Origin of the sequence: Salmonella enterica subsp. diarizonae (assembly GCF_008692785.1) — a bacterium.
Classification (GTDB): Bacteria; Pseudomonadota; Gammaproteobacteria; order Enterobacterales; family Enterobacteriaceae; genus Salmonella; species Salmonella diarizonae.
Map to the genome: position 1 here is coordinate 246,604 of NZ_VXJV01000005.1, position 14,537 is coordinate 261,140.

At 53.7% G+C, this 14,537-nt stretch carries 15 protein-coding genes; 8 read left to right on the forward strand and 7 right to left on the reverse strand.

What is annotated here, in order from left to right:
• Window positions 1-28 precede the first annotated feature (28 nt).
• From F4V72_RS12370 to F4V72_RS12380, 3 genes are read left to right on the forward strand one after another with little or no spacing between them, the layout of a single operon-like run.
• Window positions 29-859, forward strand: coding sequence for a MetQ/NlpA family ABC transporter substrate-binding protein (locus F4V72_RS12370; protein ID WP_023246729.1), 831 nt, complete (start codon window positions 29-31; stop codon window positions 857-859).
• A 36-nt stretch (window positions 860-895) separates the two neighbouring features.
• On the forward strand, window positions 896-1,912 hold the full coding sequence (gene sfbB / locus F4V72_RS12375) for a virulence-associated ABC transporter ATP-binding protein SfbB (protein WP_053529255.1): 1,017 nt from the start codon (window positions 896-898) through the stop codon (window positions 1,910-1,912).
• Complete coding sequence (locus F4V72_RS12380; protein WP_000342247.1) at window positions 1,905-2,564, forward strand: methionine ABC transporter permease; 660 nt, start codon at window positions 1,905-1,907, stop codon at window positions 2,562-2,564. The genes sfbB and F4V72_RS12380 overlap by 8 nt, the downstream gene beginning before the upstream one ends.
• Before the next feature lie 38 nt (window positions 2,565-2,602).
• Here the strand turns inward: F4V72_RS12380 and mnmH are convergent, their stop codons facing one another.
• From mnmH to ppiB, 5 genes are all read right to left on the reverse strand, one after another.
• Window positions 2,603-3,688 (reverse strand): tRNA 2-selenouridine(34) synthase MnmH, encoded by a 1,086-nt coding sequence (gene mnmH, locus F4V72_RS12385; protein WP_023246731.1) that lies wholly within the window; start codon window positions 3,686-3,688, stop codon window positions 2,603-2,605.
• Window positions 3,689-3,783: 95 nt separating this feature from the next.
• On the reverse strand, window positions 3,784-4,851 hold the full coding sequence (gene purK, locus F4V72_RS12390) for a 5-(carboxyamino)imidazole ribonucleotide synthase (protein WP_053508502.1): 1,068 nt from the start codon (window positions 4,849-4,851) through the stop codon (window positions 3,784-3,786).
• Complete coding sequence (gene purE, locus F4V72_RS12395) at window positions 4,848-5,357, reverse strand: 5-(carboxyamino)imidazole ribonucleotide mutase (protein WP_023246733.1); 510 nt, start codon at window positions 5,355-5,357, stop codon at window positions 4,848-4,850. Before purE ends, purK begins: the two co-directional genes overlap by 4 nt.
• A 117-nt stretch (window positions 5,358-5,474) precedes the next feature.
• Window positions 5,475-6,197, reverse strand: a complete 723-nt coding sequence (gene lpxH, locus F4V72_RS12400; protein ID WP_136058423.1) for a UDP-2,3-diacylglucosamine diphosphatase — start codon at window positions 6,195-6,197, stop codon at window positions 5,475-5,477.
• A 2-nt stretch (window positions 6,198-6,199) separates the two neighbouring features.
• Window positions 6,200-6,694: a peptidylprolyl isomerase B gene (gene ppiB, locus F4V72_RS12405; RefSeq protein ID WP_023246735.1), complete on the reverse strand. Its 495-nt coding sequence runs from the start codon at window positions 6,692-6,694 to the stop codon at window positions 6,200-6,202.
• Between the two features lie 172 nt (window positions 6,695-6,866).
• Here ppiB and cysS point away from each other — a divergent pair, with 172 nt between their 5' ends.
• Complete coding sequence (gene cysS / locus F4V72_RS12410) at window positions 6,867-8,252, forward strand: cysteine--tRNA ligase (RefSeq protein ID WP_079836136.1); 1,386 nt, start codon at window positions 6,867-6,869, stop codon at window positions 8,250-8,252.
• Between the two features lie 109 nt (window positions 8,253-8,361).
• Here the strand turns inward: cysS and ybcJ are convergent, their stop codons facing one another.
• Window positions 8,362-8,574, reverse strand: coding sequence for a ribosome-associated protein YbcJ (ybcJ, locus tag F4V72_RS12415; RefSeq protein ID WP_000190276.1), 213 nt, complete (start codon window positions 8,572-8,574; stop codon window positions 8,362-8,364).
• A 1-nt stretch (window position 8,575) separates the two neighbouring features.
• Window positions 8,576-9,442, reverse strand: coding sequence for a bifunctional methylenetetrahydrofolate dehydrogenase/methenyltetrahydrofolate cyclohydrolase FolD (gene folD, locus F4V72_RS12420; RefSeq protein WP_079836137.1), 867 nt, complete (start codon window positions 9,440-9,442; stop codon window positions 8,576-8,578).
• 546 nt (window positions 9,443-9,988) lie between these two features.
• Between folD and fimA the strand changes: the two genes are divergently transcribed.
• From fimA to F4V72_RS12445, 4 genes are all read left to right on the forward strand, one after another.
• Window positions 9,989-10,546 (forward strand): type 1 fimbrial protein subunit FimA, encoded by a 558-nt coding sequence (gene fimA / locus F4V72_RS12430; RefSeq protein ID WP_150342456.1) that lies wholly within the window; start codon window positions 9,989-9,991, stop codon window positions 10,544-10,546.
• 73 nt (window positions 10,547-10,619) lie between these two features.
• Window positions 10,620-11,153, forward strand: a complete 534-nt coding sequence (gene fimI / locus F4V72_RS12435; protein ID WP_023246739.1) for a type 1 fimbrial protein subunit FimI — start codon at window positions 10,620-10,622, stop codon at window positions 11,151-11,153.
• Window positions 11,154-11,196: 43 nt separating this feature from the next.
• Window positions 11,197-11,889 carry a type 1 fimbria chaperone FimC gene (fimC, locus tag F4V72_RS12440; RefSeq protein ID WP_023246740.1) on the forward strand — a complete coding sequence of 231 codons (693 nt, stop codon included), beginning with the start codon at window positions 11,197-11,199 and terminating at the stop codon, window positions 11,887-11,889.
• 30 nt (window positions 11,890-11,919) lie between these two features.
• Window positions 11,920-14,526 (forward strand): fimbrial biogenesis usher protein, encoded by a 2,607-nt coding sequence (locus F4V72_RS12445; protein WP_150342457.1) that lies wholly within the window; start codon window positions 11,920-11,922, stop codon window positions 14,524-14,526.
• Window positions 14,527-14,537: the final 11 nt, after the last annotated feature.

Consider the following 14,537-nt stretch of genomic DNA (forward strand, 5'->3'; position numbering starts at 1 on the left):
GCATCACACTATTTAAAATGGAGAAATTATGGGATTGCGTCAGAGTTTACGCATTGCGGCCAGCACACTATTACTGGCCTGCGGATTACAGTTTGCCCATGCTGATGGTTCCCCGCAAACGATCGTATTTGGCGTCGCGCCAGGTCCGTATGGCGACATGGTTAAGCAGGCGATTGCGCCGACATTAAAAGAAAAAGGGTATAAGGTCGTGGTGCGCGAGTTTAGCGACTATGTCCAGCCCAATATGGCGTTAGCTAACGGCAGCATCGACGCCAACCTCTTTCAACATACCCTCTATTTTGACAAATTTACCGCTGACAAAGGGCTGAAGCTCAGCAAACTTATTGTTGTACCGACAGCCGGGATGGGCTTCTATTCACGTAAAATCAAAAGCCTGAATGCGCTTAAAAAAGGGGACATTATTACCCTCTCCAACGATCCGACCAACCTGGCGCGCGGCCTTCGCTTCCTGCAATCGTTGGGGCTTATCACGATTAAGGACAGTATCGATCCGACTAAAGCCTCTGAACGAGATATCGCCAGCAATCCAAAAGGACTGGTTTTCAAACCGCTGGAAGCCGCACAGCTACCACGCACGCTGGATGGCGTGACCGGCGCGTTGGTTAACGGGAACTTTGCGGTGGCGGCAGGACTGGATCTCTCTGGCGCGATTAAGCAGGAACAACTGGATGAGAATCTGAAAAATATCATTGCGGTACGCAGTGAAGATGCCGATAAGCCGTTTGCCAAAGATATTGTCGAGGCGGTGAAATCGCCGGCTTATCGCGCGGTCATCGACGATCCAAAGAATATTTATAGCGCCTTCCAGAAACCGGAATGGATGACCGCGACACCCTGATCACAGCGGCGATCATCCCCAATCTCTGAGGTGAATATGATTGAAATAGAAAAAGTCTGCGTCGATTTTACCGCAGGCCGCGGCACCCCGACGCGCGCGGTGGATAATGTGAGCCTGCATATCGCCGCAGGCGAGATTTTTGGTATTGTCGGTACCAGCGGCGCAGGAAAAAGCACTCTGCTGCGTACCCTGAACGCCTTAACGCGTCCCAGTCAGGGGCGCGTCAACGTCAACGGCGTGGAGATTTCGGCGCTGGACGGAAAAGCGTTACGCCAGGCGCGGCAGCGTATTGGTATGATTTTCCAGCATTTTAACTTAATGCATACCCGGACAGTGGCGCAAAACGTTGCGTTTAGCCTGAAAGCGGCTGGCTGGGAGCGCAGCAAAATCGCGCCGCGGGTGGCGGAAATTTTAACGCTGGTGGGCCTGGCCGATAAAGCGGACCGTTTTCCGGTACAGCTCAGCGGCGGGCAAAAACAGCGGGTGGGGATAGCCCGCGCCATCGCTAACCACCCGGATGTTTTGCTGTGTGACGAACCGACTTCCGCTCTGGATCTGGAAACCTCCGCCACTATTCTGGCGCTGCTCAGACAGATCAATGCACAGCTCGGGATCACTATTGTGCTGATCACCCATGAAATGAACGTGATCAAATCTATTTGCGATCGCGTGGCGGTGATGTCGGGCGGTAAGGTTGTGGAGTCTGGCGAGGTGTTTGATGTGTTTGCCCACCCGCAACATGCTTTCACACAGCAGTTGGTGTCCCATACCCTTAATTTGACCCTGCCGGAACGTTTACGGGAACACCTGCCCGGGCAGTTGCTGAAAATTTTGTTTATCGGCGATTCGGCGGAGCAGCCGGTGCTGTCGGAGGTGGCGATCAAGTTTGGTGTCGCGGTCAATATCCTGCATGGCAAGATTGAGTATATCGGCGAACGCGCGTTGGGCATTCTGATGGTGCAATTAACCGCGCCGCATAATCCAACGGCGGTGGCGGCCGCCGTGGAGCATATCCGTCAACGTACCGCACAGGTGGAGGTGATCCGTGGATGATTTACTGCCGGATTTAACGCTGGCGTTCAATGAAACTTTCCAGATGTTGAGTATTTCAACGGTACTGGCGATTCTTGGCGGCCTACCACTCGGTTTTCTGATTTTTGTCACCGATCGTCATTTGTTCTGGCAGAACCGTTTTATTTATCTCGTTGCCTCGGTTCTGGTGAATATTATCCGCTCGGTGCCATTTGTTATTTTACTGGTGCTGTTACTGCCGCTAACGCAGCTTTTGCTGGGCAATACGATAGGCCCGATTGCGGCCTCCGTCCCGCTGTCGGTGGCCGCAATAGCGTTTTATGCGCGCCTGGTAGATAGCGCGCTCCGTGAAGTCGATAAAGGGATTATTGAGGCGGCACTGGCATTCGGTGCCAGTCCGATGCGTATTATCTGTACCGTGCTGTTACCGGAAGCCAGCGCAGGGTTACTGCGCGGCCTGACGATTACACTGGTGAGCTTAATCGGCTACTCGGCGATGGCCGGGATTGTCGGCGGCGGCGGGGTAGGCGACCTGGCGATTCGCTATGGCTACTACCGTTACGAAACCGAAGTGATGGTCGTTACCGTAGTGGCGTTGATTGTGCTGGTTCAGGTCGTTCAGATGCTGGGCGACTGGCTGGCGAAACGTGCCGACAAGCGCGACAGACACTAAGCCGGATCAATGTAGCGTCATCCGGCAATAAAAATAAGCTATTGCGCTTTTAGCCAGTCGGCAGCCTCTTGCCATGTGCCGCGAAAAACGATATTCGCGGCTTTTTTCTCCAGTTGATAGCGATACATTGGGTCGTAATATTCATTCAGTAGCGGAACCAACCATGCCATATGTCCGTCTGTGCTGCCGCTGGATAATTGATCCGCCAGCGCCATATCCAGCGTGTTCGTCAGTTCAACAAAGCGTTGCAGCCCCAGACGGCGGCGAATAGCGAAAAGTCCGTGGCGCAGGTACTCGCTGTACGCCTGCCAGCCACGTTCATCGCCGTAGGCGCGGGTGAAATCGTGATGCATACGGATGAAATATTCTTCACGCAATCGTTCCAGACGAAGCGCAAATGGATCTTCCACTACCGCAATGGGTGCCTGCGCCATTCTTTCGCGTAAACACTCAGGCAGATGGTTGGCGCCGATCGTTCGCCCTTCATCTTCCAGTACCCACCTTTTTAGCGCCTGACGCGCGTTAATTTTCAGCAATTCAACGGCAAGTTTGTTTTCAAAGCTGGCCTGGCTGAGTTGTGGTTTCAGCGTGCGGCCAAAAGAGGAGCCGCGATGATGCGCGAGGCCTTCCAGATCGACACCGTTGGGCTGTTGTCGCACCAGTTGCGTTTTGCCGCTGCCAGTACAGCCGCCAATTAAGAGAATAGGTTTTTGCACCAGTTGCCAGGTCGTCTGAATTGCCGTCTGGCGCAGCGCCTTATAGCCGCCTTCAATAAGCGGGCAGTCAATCCCTGTTTCTTGCAGCCAACGTTGTACGATATGCGACCGCTGACCGCCGCGCGCGCAACACAGATATCCGTTGGGGAAACGTCGATATGCGGCTTTCCAGGTTTCAAGCCGCTGCTGGCGAATGTCGCCGCAAACCAGCCGATGCCCCAGCGCTAACGCTGCATCCGCGCCCTGACGTTTGTAGCAGGTGCCGACGGCGGCTCGCTCATCATCCATCATCAATGGCAGGTTGATAGCGCCTGGCATGGCGCCCTGTTGAAACTCAACCGGCGCGCGTACATCAATTAAAGGCGTATCGGCAAGAAGGAGCGCGCGATAATCCGTTCCATCGTTCATGTGTAATCCCGAAAAACAAAACAGCAATAGCGAGATTTTACGCGCTGAGGGAGGAGCCGGGAAAGGGGAAGATCATTCTCCCGGCATTTTATGTGTTATTTAAGCTTACTTTGCGCCCAGATAATGCCGCTGGCGTATTCTGGCGGCAGGAGCGGAGAGAGCGCTTCCAGGGTGGCGCTAAGACGTGACGTATCGCTGTCGGTCAGATTCAGATGGCCGACTTTTCGCCCCGGACGTACCGCTTTATCATACCAGTGCAGATGTATCAGCGGCAGCTTCAGCCAGTCGTAATTCAGCTCGCTGCCGATCAGATTGATCATCACCGACGGGGCGTTAATCACCGGCGCGGGCAACGGCAGGCCGGTAATCGCGCGCAGATGCAATTCAAACTGACTGATGCTGGCGCCATTTTGCGTCCAGTGTCCGCTGTTATGCACGCGCGGCGCCAGTTCATTAATTAACAGGCCTTCCGGCGTGATGAAACACTCCATCGCCATTACGCCGACGTAGTTCAGCGCCTGCATAATTGCTGACAACATCGATTCCGCCTGCTCCTGCTGTTCGGCGTTCGCCTGTGGGAACGCGACGCTGGTCCGCAAGATACCGTCCTGATGCAAATTGTGCGTCAGCGGGTAAAACACGGTGCTGCCGTCGTGAGCACGCGCGCCAACTAACGACACTTCGCCGGAAAAACGGATGCCGCGCTCAACAATACATTCGCCATAGCAGTCATCCGGTAGTTGCCCGGTTTCGTCCGCGTGTAGACGCCACTGCCCGCGGCCGTCGTAGCCGCCAACGCGACGCTTAACAATCGCCAGTTCGCCCAGTTTATTGAACAGACCAGACCATTGGCCTTTATCCGTCAACCGTTCCCAGGGGGCGGTCGCCAGTCCCAGTTTATCGAAAAGCTGTTTTTGTGTCAGACGGTCGGCGATGATCGGAAATACATCGCGATTGACAAATGCCGGGTGGCGCGCCAGCTCACGGGTAAGCGCGGTTTCCGGCCAGCGCTCAATCTCTGCGGTAATGACGCTCTGCTGTACCGGAACGGCGGTAGGCTCTGCATCCAGGCCAACCGGCCAGACGGCGATACCCAGCGGTTCGCCCGCCTGGCGCAGCATTCGGCCCAGTTGTCCGTTGCCGAGAACGCAAACTTGCTTCATAGCGTCCCCCGCGGATCGGGATTTTCCAGAACTTCATCGGTTTGCGCTTTGCGCCAGTCGCTCAGGCGCTGATGCAGCTCACTATCATGCGTAGCCAAAATTTGCGCTGCCAGCAGCGCGGCGTTCGCCGCCCCGGCTTTGCCGATCGCCAGTGTACCCACCGGAATGCCGCGCGGCATCTGCACAATGGAGTAAAGGCTATCCACGCCGCTTAGCGCAGCGCTTTGTACCGGCACGCCGAGTACCGGTATCAGCGTTTTTGCCGCAATCATTCCCGGCAGGTGCGCCGCGCCGCCCGCGCCGGCAATAATCACTTGATACCCGTTGTCTTCCGCCGTTTCGGCGAAGCTGAACAGTTTATCGGGGGTTCGATGGGCGGAAACCACTTCTACATGGTGCGGAACATCCAGAATTTCAAAAATTTCGGCGGCGAATTGCATGGTAGCCCAGTCGCTTTTGGACCCCATCACGATGGCGACACGCGCCGGATTATTGCGGGAAGACATGCGTCTTAAAACTCCTGTGGTGCGGGACACGCTGCTTTTGAGGTGTCAGAGAATAGCATGATAATCGGGCAAGGAAAACGGTTGCGTGCGCGCCGTAACGGACGATTCGACGAATATTTACAAGGGGAAGGCGATTAACTCAACATTGTCCGGCGTGACTTTTACCATTGAACCTTCATGGTGCCATGCACCTAACACCACGCGGAACGCGGGCTGGCCGTTGGCGGAAAGTTCATGCACTGCCGGGCGGTGGGTGTGACCGTGAATCAGCCACTGTACGCGGTGTTTCTCCATTTCGGCGACGACGGCCTGCGAATTGACGTCCATAATATCCAGCGATTTGCTGCTGTTGGCGGCTTTACTGCCGGCGCGCATTCTGGCGGCGATACGGCGGCGGATAAACAGCGGCAGGGTAAGGAACAGTCGTTGAACCCACGGATTATGGACTTTGGCGCGAAACGCCTGATAACTGGCATCATCGGTACAGAGCGTATCGCCGTGCATGATCAACACGTTGCGGCCATACAGGTCGAGGACCTTTTCCTGCGGCAGTAGCGTCATGCCGCTTTCGCGGGCAAACCGCTTGCCAATCAGGAAGTCGCGATTACCATGAATAAAGAAGCAGGGAACGCCAAAATCCACCACCGCTTTGATGGCGACGGCTATCTCTCGATGTAACGGATTAGGGGAGTCATCGCCAATCCAGGCCTCGAAGAGATCGCCAAGAATATACAGCGCGTCGGCCTGACGGGCTTCCGCGGCTAAAAAACGCAGAAAACCGGCGACGATCGCCGGTTCTTCCGTTTGCAGATGTAGATCGGCAATAAACAGTGTCGCCACGATTACTCGCTGACGGTCACGTTTTCAATGATGACGTCTTCTTTTGGTACGTCCTGGTGCATACCGCTACGGCCAGTGGCGATGCCTTTGATTTTATCTACCACGTCCATACCCTCTACGACTTCCGCAAAGACGCAGTAGCCCCAGCCTTGCAGACTTTCGCCGGAGAAGTTCAGGAAGTCGTTGTCTGCCACGTTGATGAAGAACTGCGCGGTAGCGGAGTGTGGCGCCTGAGTACGCGCCATTGCCAGCGTACCACGGGTATTTTTCAGACCGTTGTTGGCTTCGTTTTTGATCGCTTCTTTGGTGGCTTTCTGTTTCATGCCCGGCTCAAAGCCGCCGCCCTGAATCATAAAACCGTTAATCACACGGTGGAAAATGGTGTTGTTGTAAAAACCTTCGCGGCAATAGTCCAGGAAGTTTTTAACTGTTTCAGGCGCTTTATCGTCAAAGGTTTTGATTACGATATCGCCGTGATTAGTGTGGAAAGTAACCATTTTTGCATCCTGTTCCAATAGAGTGGTGCTTTAGCCCGCAATGGGGCCCATATAGGGGCTTGTTATAGCATAACCGTAAGCTGCGATCACCTTGCAAAGTGTGCTGCTTCGATTACGAATAATATGTATTATACGGAGATTATTACCCACACACGTCTATACGGAATCTTCGATGTTAAAAATTTTTAATACACTGACGCGCCAAAAAGAGGAATTCAAACCCATTCATGCCGGGGAAGTCGGCATGTACGTGTGTGGTATCACCGTTTACGATCTCTGCCACATTGGCCACGGGCGCACGTTTGTCGCTTTTGACATTGTCGCGCGTTATTTGCGTTTTCTCGGCTATAAGCTGAAGTATGTGCGTAACATTACCGATATCGACGATAAAATCATTAAGCGCGCCAATGAAAATGGCGAAAGTTTTGTCGCGCTGGTCGACAGAATGATTGCGGAAATGCATCAGGACTTCGACGCGCTGAATATTCTGCGTCCGGACAGCGAGCCGCGTGCGACGCACCATATTCAGGAAATTATCGAGATCACCCGAACTTTAATCGAGAAAGGGCACGCCTATGTGGCGGATAACGGCGATGTAATGTTTGATGTACCGACCGATCCGACTTATGGGCAGCTTTCTCGTCAGGATCTTGAGCAGCTTCAGGCGGGCGCGCGCGTGGATGTGGTTGACGTGAAGCGTAACCCGATGGACTTCGTGCTGTGGAAGATGTCGAAAGAGGGCGAGCCGAGCTGGCCGTCGCCGTGGGGCGAAGGGCGTCCGGGCTGGCACATTGAATGTTCGGCGATGAACTGCAAGCAACTGGGCAACCATTTTGATATTCACGGCGGCGGTTCCGATCTGATGTTCCCGCACCATGAAAACGAGATTGCCCAGTCTACCTGCGCGCATGATGGTGAATACGTCAACTACTGGATGCACTCCGGCATGGTGATGGTGGATCGCGAGAAAATGTCCAAATCGCTGGGCAACTTCTTTACCGTGCGCGACGTGCTGAAATATTACGATGCGGAAACCGTGCGCTACTTCCTGATGTCCGGGCATTACCGTAGCCAACTGAACTACAGCGAAGAGAACCTCAAGCAGGCGCGCGCCTCGCTGGAGCGGTTATACACTGCGTTGCGCGGAACGGATAAATCAGCGGCCCCGGCGGGCGGCGAGGCGTTCGAAGCGCGTTTCGTGCAGGCAATGAATGACGATTTCAATACGCCGGAAGCCTACTCCGTCCTGTTTGATATGGCGCGTGAAGTCAACCGTCTCAAGGGTGAAGATATGACCGCTGCGAATGCGATGGCGTCTCATCTGCGGAAGATTTCCGGCGTGCTGGGACTGCTGGAACAGGAGCCGGATGTTTTCCTGCAAAGCGGCGCGCAGGCGGATGACGGTGAAGTCGCGGAAATTGAAGCCTTGATTCAACAGCGTCTGGATGCCCGTAAAGCGAAAGACTGGGCGGCGGCGGACGCGGCGCGCGATCGTCTCACTGAAATGGGCATTATTCTGGAAGATGGCCCGCAGGGTACCACCTGGCGACGTAAGTAATTGCCGTATTGCCGGATAGCGACGCAAGGCGTCTTATCCGGTCTACCGTTCATCGTATCGTAGACCGGATAAAGCGTTAGTCGCCATCTGGCGCATTCACCGCCGCAACTCAGGCGGTGACTTTTACACTTTGGCCTTCAAAGCTAACGGTTTGCCCGGCGACAATTTTGCAGCGTTTACGCGTTTCAACCGCACCATCAACCTTAACCAACCCGTCGGCAATAGCGATTTTTGCCTGCGCGCCGCTTTCGCTCCAGCCTTCCAGCTTGAGCAGATCGCACAGTTCAACGTGCGGGTGCTTGCCTAAAGAGAATGTCGCCATGTTATTTTCCTTGTGGATCGTGATATTCAATGCACGCCTGCAGCGTGTTTTCGATAAGCGTGGCGACCGTCATCGGGCCGACGCCGCCCGGAACTGGCGTGATGTATGACGCGCGCGCCGCGGCTTCTTCAAACACGACATCGCCAACGACTTTGCCATTTTCCAGACGGTTAATACCGACATCAATCACAATCGCGCCTTCTTTAATCCATTCGCCGGGAATAAAGCCCGGTTTACCTACGGCGACAATGAGCAAATCAGCATGCTCGACATGATGACGCAGATCTCTGGTAAAGCGGTGCGTGACGGTAGTCGTACAGCCAGCCAGCAGCAGCTCCATGCTCATCGGGCGTCCAACGATATTGGATGCGCCAATGACCACCGCATTCAGGCCGTAGGTATCAATGTTGTAACGCTCAAGCAGGGTCACAATACCGCGGGGCGTACAGGGACGCAGGCGCGGTGCTCGCTGGCACAGACGACCGACGTTATAAGGATGAAAACCGTCTACGTCTTTATCTGGCGCGATACGCTCCAGCACTTTAACGTTGTCGATACCTGCCGGTAAAGGCAACTGCACCAGAATACCGTCGATCGTGTTATCTGCATTCAGAGTATCGATAAGTGCCAGCAGTTCGGCTTCGCTGGTGGTTTCCGGCAGGTCATAGGAGCGGGAGACGAACCCCACTTCGTCGCACGCTTTGCGTTTGCTTGCCACATAAATCTGTGAGGCTGGGTTGCTGCCGACCAGCACCACAGCCAGGCCGGGAGCGCGAAGACTTGCTGCGACGCGTGCCTGAACTTTTTGAGCAACCTCAGATCGCACCTGCTGCGCAATCGTTTTACCGTCAATAATCTTTGCTGCCATCAGAGAGAGGATTCCATCTGTTACTTCAAGTCAAAGGGGATAGCGCTATTTTGTCAGAAGCGAGCCTCGCTGTCAGTTAACGTTTGTGTTTCCGATGCGAATACGACGTCTATCTCCTCCGTTGACGACGGTGATACGTGACCCGTGGGTGCGCCACGATTAACCAAAAAGAAACAATTTATCACCCTGTTCATGGTTAACGTTATCCCTCGTCGTTAATAGCACCAGACGGCATAACGCAATATTTTATACAAAATAAGATTAGACCCTTCTTATATCCTAATAAGAATTAGCTTAGGTCATTAAAAGAGTTTGCGGCTATTTTTTATTTATCGAAATGTTTAATTTATTACCGTGACAAAATGTCATATTCGCAGAAATTAATTATTGCATCTGATACTCAGGGGAGAAACAGAAAGCTAATTAATTTGCGATATCTATCTTTACAGGATGAAGAGATAACTTTTCTGACATGCTATGTCGATAATAATTCAAACGGAGCCGACAGGATGCCGGAACCGGGTGTGTGTAATTCAAGGGAAATCCATGAAACATAAATTAATCACTTCTACCATTGCGAGTCTGATGTTTGTCGCTGGCGCAGCGGTTGCGGCTGATCCTACTCCAGTGAGCGTGAGCGGCGGTACTATTCATTTCGAAGGTAAACTGGTTAATGCCGCCTGTGCCGTTAGCACTAAATCCGCCGATCAAACGGTGACTCTGGGGCAATACCGTACCGCCAGCTTTACGGCGATTGGCGATACGACCGCACAGGTACCTTTCACCATCGTCCTGAATGACTGCGATCCGAAAGTGGCGGCCACCGCTGCCGTTGCCTTCTCTGGTCAGACAGATAACACCAACAATAATTTGCTGGCTGTCTCCTCTGCGGACAATAGCACCACCGCGACCGGCGTTGGGATTGAGATTCTTGATAATACCTCCTCACCGTTGAAGCCGGACGGCGCGACTTTCTCGGCGAAGCAGTCGTTGGTTGAAGGTACCAATACGCTGCGTTTTACCGCACGCTATAAGGCAACTGCCGCCGACACGACGCCAGGCCAGGCTAATGCCGATGCCACCTTTATCATGAAATACGAATAATCCCGTCAGGAGACGCCAGGGAAGGAAGGCGCCTCAATGGAAGAGGCTATCGGGGATAAAAGAGAACATACAGATGATAAGGAAAGGCGCGGCGCTAGTGGGGCTTATTTTGATGTCGCCCGTCATTGCGCAGCCGGTAATTGTGGAGAGCGGGCATGTTCACCTGCGCGGACAACTGGTCAATGGCGGCTGCGCTGTCGCCACTGAAAGCCAGGATTTGCGCGTATTGATGGGACAGTACCGTACGAATACGTTTACCGGTCCTGGCAGCTTCGCTCCCGTCAGCGTTCCATTTTCGTTACGGTTAATCTCCTGTAGCGCGGAGGTCTGGCGTCATGTCGGCATTGCGTTTGCCGGCGTTACGCCTGCGGAAGATCCCCATGTTTTTCTGGCCAGCGGCGAAGGTATCGGTAATGCCGGAATCGGCCTGGCGTTATTTGATGACCAGCAGCGACAAATCATACCTAACACGTTACCGCTTCATTACGCGCCCATTTTAACGCAAGAAATGACTTTGCATTTTACCGCCCGCTATCGGGCAATTTCAGAAAATATGACGCCGGGACGAATTCATTCAGAAGTGTGGTTTACGCTAGTTTACCCGTGATTTTTCTTGCCGACGTGACTCAATGCAAAAGGTATTTTTTACCATGCTGAATAGTATAAAATTAGGGTTTATTGTTCTTCTCACGCTATTTACCTCACTGAACGTACAGGCGGCGGGGGGGATTGCATTAGGCGCCACGCGCGTTATTTATCCCTCGGCGGCGAAACAGACTTCTCTGGCAATCAGTAATAGCGATACTAAAGAACGTTACCTCGTCAATTCATGGATCGAAAATAGCGCCGGGCAGAAAGAAAAAACGTTTATCGTTACGCCGCCTTTATTCGTCAGCGAACCAAAAAGCGAAAACACGCTGCGTATTATCTACGCCGGGCAACCGCTACCCGTGGATCGGGAGTCGTTATTCTGGATGAACGTGAAAGCCATCCCGTCGGTAGATAAAAGTCATATTGAAGGAAAAAACGTTCTGCAACTGGCGATTCTGTCGCGCATTAAACTGTTCGTGCGTCCGGCGAATTTGCCGCAGACGCCGGAGGACGCGCCGACCTTGCTGAAATTTTCCCGTGTCGGCAACCATCTCAAGATAACCAACCCATCTGCTTATTACCTCACTCTGGTCAATATCAGCATGGGTGCGAAAAAGATCGATAACGTGATGATCGCGCCAAAAAGCGACGTGCAAATTCCCTTACCGGCTGGCGCGCAGGGCAGCGTGACATTTCAGACCGTCAATGATTACGGCGCATTGACGACGGCGACAACGGCCAGTCTCGGTTAAGCAGGATGCGTGAAGCCACACGAGAAAACGATGAAGAAGACAACCTTGTTTGCAGGACGATTTCCTGGCTATGTGTCACCGTTAAGCGGCGTAGCGCTGTCGGTACTGGCGACGCTGTATCCGCTGACGAGCCGCGGCGAAAGTTATTTCAACCCTGCGTTTTTGTCGGCGGATACCGCGTCCGTGGCGGATTTATCTCGCTTTGAAAAAGGTAATCATCAGCCGCCCGGTATCTACCGGGTAGATATCTGGCGTAACGACGAATTCGTAGCGACGCAGGATATTCGTTTTGAGGCTGGCACAGTGGGTACCGGCGATAAATCCGGTGGCCTGATGCCTTGTTTTACACCGGAGTGGATTAAACGGCTGGGCGTAAATACCGCGGCGTTTTCGGTCTCAGATAAAGGCGTCGATACTACGTGTATTCACCTTCCTGAGAAAATTCCGGGCGCGGAGATCGCGTTCGATTTCGCGTCGATGCGCTTAAATATTAGCTTGCCGCAGGCGTCAATGCTCAACAGCGCGCGTGGATATATCCCGCCGGAGGAGTGGGATGAAGGGATACCCGCCGCACTCATTAATTACAGTTTTACCGGTAGCCGCGGAACAGACAGCGATAGCTATTTTTTGAGTCTGCTGAGCGGTTTGAACTATGGCCCCTGGCGGCTGCGTAATAACGGAGCCTGGAACTATTCGAAAGGGGATGGCTATCATTCGCAACGATGGAACAACATTGGCACCTGGGTACAGCGCGCCATCATTCCGCTGAAAAGCGAGCTGGTCATGGGGGACAGCAATACCGGGAACGATGTTTTCGACAGCGTCGGCTTTCGCGGAGCGCGTCTGTACTCTGCTGACAATATGTATCCCGATAGCCTACAGGGCTATGCGCCCACGGTCAGAGGGATCGCCCGGACGGCGGCAAAGCTGACAATACGACAGAACGGATATGTTATCTACCAAAGCTATGTGTCGCCGGGCGCGTTTGCGATTACCGATCTCAATCCCACCTCTTCCAGTGGCGACCTTGAGGTGACGGTAGATGAAAAAGACGGTAGCCAACAACGTTACACGGTGCCTTACTCTACCGTTCCGCTATTGCAGCGTGAGGGAAGGGTGAAGTATGACCTGGTGGCCGGGGATTTTCGCAGCGGCAATAGTCAGCAGTCTTCGCCATTCTTTTTCCAGGGAACGGTGATTGCCGGCCTGCCTGCGGGAATGACGGTTTACGGCGGTACGCAACTTGCCGATCGTTACCGCGCCGTGGTGGTCGGGGCGGGGAGAAATTTGGGCGACTGGGGCGCCGTGTCGATCGATATCACACATGCGCATAGCCAACTGGCAGATGACAGTACCCATCAGGGGCAATCGCTGCGTTTTCTGTACGCCAAATCGCTGAATAACTACGGGACTAATTTTCAATTGCTGGGCTACCGCTATTCCACGCGCGGATTTTATACCCTGGATGATGTGGCATACCGCAGTATGGAAGGGTACGAATACGATAGCGACGGACGCCGCCACAAAGTGCCGGTGGCGCAGAGCTACCACAATCTTAGTTACAGCAAAAAAGGCCGCTTTCAGGTCAATATTTCGCAAAACTTGGGTGATTACGGGTCACTGTATCTTTCCGGCAGTCAACAAAATTACTGGAATACGGCGGATACCAATACCTGGTATCAGTTAGGATACGCCAGTGGGTGGCAAGGCATGAGTTATTCGCTGTCATGGTCGTGGAACGAATCGGTGGGGATCTCTGGCGCCGATCGCATTCTGGCATTCAATATGTCCGTTCCGTTTAGCGTTCTGACCGGACGGCGCTATGCGCGCGACACTATTCTCGATCGTACTTATGTTACGTTTAACGCCAACCGCAACCGCGACGGCGACAATAGCTGGCAGACCGGCGTGGGCGGCACGCTTCTGGAAGGACGTAATCTGAGCTACAGCGTGACGCAGGGGCGTAGCAGTACCAATGGTTATAGCGGCAGCGCCAGCGCTAACTGGCAGGCGACGTATGGCACGCTGGGCGTAGGATATAACTACGATCGCGATCAGCATGACTATAACTGGCAACTTTCCGGCGGTGTGGTCGGTCATGCGGATGGTATTACGTTTAGCCAACCGTTGGGCGATACCAATGTCTTGATTAAAGCGCCGGGAGCGAAAGGCGTGCGCATCGAAAACCAGACCGGCGTGAAAACGGACTGGCGGGGCTATGCGGTAATGCCCTACGCCACGGTATATCGCTATAACCGCGTCGCGTTAGATACCAACACGATGGATAACCATACCGATGTCGAGAATAACGTCAGCAGCGTGGTGCCGACTGAGGGCGCGCTGGTGCGGGCCGCTTTTGATACGCGGATAGGCGTAAGGGCAATCATTACCGCGAGGCTTGGCGGCCGTCCGTTACCGTTTGGCGCGATAGTACGAGAAACCGCCAGTGGCATTACCAGTATGGTCGGCGATGACGGGCAAATTTATCTGAGCGGCTTACCGCTAAAAGGTGAACTGTTCATCCAGTGGGGAGAGGGGAAAAACGCGCGTTGTATCGCCCCCTACGCCCTGGCGGAGAATAGCCTGAAGCAGGCGATTACGCTAGCCAGCGCGACCTGTATCCGTCCGTCGTCATAAAGGAAAAATAG

Excerpts from the sequence above, each read along its gene's own strand:
- ybcJ (WP_000190276.1), bottom strand. The coding sequence starts at position 8,574 with ATGGCGACATTCTCTTTAGGCAAGCACCCGCACGTTGAACTGTGCGAT.
- fimA (WP_150342456.1), top strand. The coding sequence starts at position 9,989 with ATGAAACATAAATTAATCACTTCTACCATTGCGAGTCTGATGTTTGTC.
- folD (WP_079836137.1), bottom strand. The coding sequence starts at position 9,442 with ATGGCAGCAAAGATTATTGACGGTAAAACGATTGCGCAGCAGGTGCGA.
- ppiB (WP_023246735.1), bottom strand. The coding sequence starts at position 6,694 with ATGGTTACTTTCCACACTAATCACGGCGATATCGTAATCAAAACCTTT.
- cysS (WP_079836136.1), top strand. The coding sequence starts at position 6,867 with ATGTTAAAAATTTTTAATACACTGACGCGCCAAAAAGAGGAATTCAAA.
- purK (WP_053508502.1), bottom strand. The coding sequence starts at position 4,851 with ATGAAGCAAGTTTGCGTTCTCGGCAACGGACAACTGGGCCGAATGCTG.
- purE (WP_023246733.1), bottom strand. The coding sequence starts at position 5,357 with ATGTCTTCCCGCAATAATCCGGCGCGTGTCGCCATCGTGATGGGGTCC.
- mnmH (WP_023246731.1), bottom strand. The coding sequence starts at position 3,688 with ATGAACGATGGAACGGATTATCGCGCGCTCCTTCTTGCCGATACGCCT.
- sfbB (WP_053529255.1), top strand. The coding sequence starts at position 896 with ATGATTGAAATAGAAAAAGTCTGCGTCGATTTTACCGCAGGCCGCGGC.
- fimI (WP_023246739.1), top strand. The coding sequence starts at position 10,620 with ATGATAAGGAAAGGCGCGGCGCTAGTGGGGCTTATTTTGATGTCGCCC.
- fimC (WP_023246740.1), top strand. The coding sequence starts at position 11,197 with ATGCTGAATAGTATAAAATTAGGGTTTATTGTTCTTCTCACGCTATTT.
- F4V72_RS12445 (WP_150342457.1), top strand. The coding sequence starts at position 11,920 with ATGAAGAAGACAACCTTGTTTGCAGGACGATTTCCTGGCTATGTGTCA.
- F4V72_RS12370 (WP_023246729.1), top strand. The coding sequence starts at position 29 with ATGGGATTGCGTCAGAGTTTACGCATTGCGGCCAGCACACTATTACTG.